Annotated in this window: 4 protein-coding genes and 3 tRNA genes; all 7 read right to left on the reverse strand. The window is 60.1% G+C overall.

Annotated elements, in window-relative coordinates; all coding sequences use genetic code 11:
* A partial coding sequence (locus LU671_RS29075) for a GTP-binding protein (RefSeq protein WP_232857801.1) occupies positions 1-191 on the reverse strand: 191 nt, incomplete at its 3' end.
* A gap of 79 nt (positions 192-270) precedes the next feature.
* Positions 271-346 (reverse strand) — tRNA-Thr (locus tag LU671_RS29080).
* A 28-nt stretch (positions 347-374) separates the two neighbouring features.
* Positions 375-448: transfer RNA gene (locus LU671_RS29085), tRNA-Gly, on the reverse strand.
* 24 nt (positions 449-472) lie between these two features.
* Positions 473-556 (reverse strand) — tRNA-Tyr (locus LU671_RS29090).
* Positions 557-708: 152 nt separating this feature from the next.
* A complete protein-coding gene (locus LU671_RS29095) occupies positions 709-1,134 on the reverse strand; it encodes a hypothetical protein (protein WP_110739041.1) in 426 nt (141 codons plus the stop codon).
* Positions 1,135-1,136: 2 nt separating this feature from the next.
* Positions 1,137-1,892, reverse strand: a complete 756-nt coding sequence (locus tag LU671_RS29100; protein WP_203649987.1) for a pantothenate kinase — start codon at positions 1,890-1,892, stop codon at positions 1,137-1,139.
* The gene (birA, locus tag LU671_RS29105; RefSeq protein ID WP_232857802.1) at positions 1,882-2,841 is read right to left on the reverse strand and encodes a bifunctional biotin--[acetyl-CoA-carboxylase] ligase/biotin operon repressor BirA; all 960 of its coding nucleotides are present in this window, start codon (positions 2,839-2,841) and stop codon (positions 1,882-1,884) included. The genes LU671_RS29100 and birA overlap by 11 nt, the downstream gene beginning before the upstream one ends.
* Positions 2,842-3,188 lie beyond the last annotated feature (347 nt).

Raw genomic sequence — 3,188 nt, forward strand, 5'->3', positions numbered from 1 at the left:
TTGATGGTGATACCGCGTGCTTTTTCTTCCGGAGCCGAGTCGATCTTGTCGAACTCAACGATTGCCGAACCGAAAACCTCGGAGCAAACGCGAGTCAGCGCTGCAGTCAGAGTGGTCTTACCGTGGTCAACGTGGCCGATAGTGCCGACGTTAACGTGAGGTAGCGAACGATCAAACTTTTCCTTAGCCATCGATACAGTCCTCCGCAGAAGAAATAGTCATACAGCCTATAAAACAAAGGCAGATATTTTCATATCTGCCTTGTTTATATGGAGCTCTTGAGCGGATTTGAACCGCTGACCTCACCCTTACCAAGGGTGTGCTCTACCAACTGAGCTACAAGAGCGAAACACTTTGTGCAACAACAGCAAACTTGGAGCGGGTAGCGGGAATCGAACCCGCATCATCAGCTTGGAAGGCTGAGGTTCTACCACTAAACTATACCCGCGGAGCTTGCGGCTCTCGCTAAAACTGGTGGAGGGAGAAGGATTCGAACCTTCGAAGCTCTCGCAACGGATTTACAGTCCGTCCCCTTTGACCGCTCGGGAATCCCTCCAGATGTGGCCGGCATTCTATTTGTCTGCCGTCCTAGTGTCAAGCGTTTTTTCAAATTTTTTCAATCAAATCTGAAACTTAGCTGCTTTGACACCGCCTCCAGCTCTACCACCTCGGTGGTGTTCCCTGTGAAGCGGGCGCCATTCTATCAAGCTATTCAGCAGTTGCAATACCCTCGCACAAAATAATTTTGTGTTTTAAGTCTTTGAAATCCTTGGAAAGAGTCGAGAGCACCGCAGGGTCCAACAAACGCTCGCTTTCAGGGGCTACCTTGAGCCAGAAACCCTCGGCTCCCGGCAGCTGCCCAACCACCGGCAGGGCGGCGATATCCAGGCTGAGCAGGCGCTGACGCAGGGCATCGAGCTGCTCGCGTGCGGCCAGCCCGCCCACCACCAGGCATTCGTCGCGCCGCCTGGCCGGTGCCGCGGCCCCGGTCTCGCGCAGCAGGCGTATTTCCTGCTGGGAACCTTTGTACAACGATAACGGGGCGACTTCCTTGACCTTAAGTGGAGCCTCCTGCTGATGCCATACGTAATAGACGACGTTGAGCACCACCAACAGCAGAAATAACCAGCGCATAGTCACCTCGACTCAATTGGGCAGGCCATGGCCAGGCCGACAAAGACCAGATCCGGCACGATGCGCGCCTGCGGTGCGGCGTCCTGCACCAGCGGCGCATCGCCCCCAGTCAGGAAGACCGTGAAGTCCTCACCCCAAAGCCCCCTGGCCTGCTCGATCTGGGTACGGGCAAACCCCTGGAGCATGAGCACGCAACCACGCTCGACCGCTTCGACCGTGGAGCGCCCCGGTGCCAGGCTGCCCAGGGCACGCTCGGCCGAGGCATCGTCATAGCGGATTCGCCGGGTGTGGGTGCGCAGCTGACTACGCATCAGCGGCATGCCCGGACAGATATACCCACCGAGGTGCTCACCGTCGGCCGCGACATAGTCGGCCTTGGCCGCGGTACCGAAGTCGATGACCAGGCAGGCGCGACCCGCCAGGTGATAGGCGCCCAGCGCGCCGAGCCAGCGATCCATACCCAGGCGCTGGTAGTCCTCATAGCCATTGCGAACGCCGGCCATTTCTTTCACCGGCTGGGCCACGCGTACCGCGACCCCGAACGAAGACAGGATCAACGCGCACAGCGCCGAAGTTTCTTCTTCACTGCGCACACTGACCATGCGACAGCCGATCAGGCGCAGGGATGAAAGCGCCGCGACAGCCGCAACCAGCGCCTGGTCGGAGTCGACGATACCACCACCATTGATGGTGGCGTCGGCCGCATGGATGACGCGCCACTTGATGAAGCTGTTTCCGCAATCGAGCTCAAGAATCATCACGCAACCTCAGACTGAGCTCGCCACCGCTGAAGCTCTTTTCCACACCTTCCACCTCGAGACGCAAGCCGCCTTGTCCATCCACACCCAACGCCACCCCATCGACGCGAGTGGTGCCGGCGACCAGCGAGACTTTGCGCCCCTGCCACAGGTGCGCCTGCTCCCATTCTTCCTGGAACGCGGCGAAACCATAGCGGCGATGACGAGCCAGCTCGTGCTGCAGCTGCTGGCTGAGCTCCGCCACCAAGCGGTTACGGTCCACCAGTTGTCCGGTCTCGCCGCGCATGGAGGTCCAGGGTTGGTCGATCTGATCCCCGCCCTGCATGTTCACATTGATACCGATGCCCAGCACCACATGACAGACATCCGCCGGATCGCCGACCAGCTCCAGGAGGATGCCGGTGATCTTGCGCCCGCTGGCTAATACATCATTAGGCCATTTCAGCCCGACATCCTTCAGGCCGAACGCCTTCAGCGTGCGCATGACCGCCAGGCCAACCACCAGGCTCAAGCCCTCGAGCTGGCGCATGCCACCATCGATGCGCAGTACCAGGCTGTAATAGAGGTTTTCGGCGAACGGACTGACCCATTGGCGGCCACGACGTCCGCGCCCGGCGCTCTGGCGCTCGGCCAGCACCAGGAACGGCGCGGCTTGCCCCTGCGCGGCGAGCCTCAGACCCTCGGCATTGGTGGAGTCGATGGTGTCGTGAATGAAGGTCGGCCACGCCTCAGCTTCCGAGAACCCGGCGATTGCCTGCGATTCAAGCAGGTTCAGCGGCGCTGCCAGCTGATAGCCACGGCCACGGACCTTGTGAATGGTCAGGTTCAGTTCGCTCTCAAGGTGCTGCAGCTGCTTCCAGACGGCGCTGCGGCTTACCCCGAGGGCGGCCCCCAGGGCTTCACCGGAATGGAACCGGCCATCCTTGAGGAGATTCAACAACTTCAGCATGCCAGTCTCGACTTGGAATAAGGCTGGCATGATAGCCACGCCCCGAGGGCTTGCATAGGAAAAGGGCTACCGCCGGGCTTGCCGCCGGCGCGATGCCTGTGTAGGAGCGGCCTTGTGCCGCGAAAGGGCTGCGTAGCAGAGCCGGGGTTTGTGCATCACGCTGATATCGCCGGGGCCGCGTTGCGGCCCTTTCGCGGCGCAAGGCCGCTCCTACAGGGGGAGACTGTGTTTATTTGGGAACGCAGAAAAGACAAAACCCCTACCTGCTCGCGCAGATAGGGGTTTTGCGAAATGAATCTTGACGATGACCTACTCTCACATGGGGAAACCCCACACTACCATCGGCG

The organism is Pseudomonas sp. NMI760_13, assembly GCF_021283245.1.
GTDB lineage: Bacteria > Pseudomonadota > Gammaproteobacteria > Pseudomonadales > Pseudomonadaceae > Aquipseudomonas > Aquipseudomonas peradeniyensis.

Bases quoted from the DNA above. Each gene is read 5' to 3' on its own strand.
- LU671_RS29095 (WP_110739041.1), bottom strand. From the start codon at position 1,134: ATGCGCTGGTTATTTCTGCTGTTGGTGGTGCTCAACGTCGTCTATTAC.
- birA (WP_232857802.1), bottom strand. From the start codon at position 2,841: ATGCTGAAGTTGTTGAATCTCCTCAAGGATGGCCGGTTCCATTCCGGT.
- LU671_RS29100 (WP_203649987.1), bottom strand. From the start codon at position 1,892: ATGATTCTTGAGCTCGATTGCGGAAACAGCTTCATCAAGTGGCGCGTC.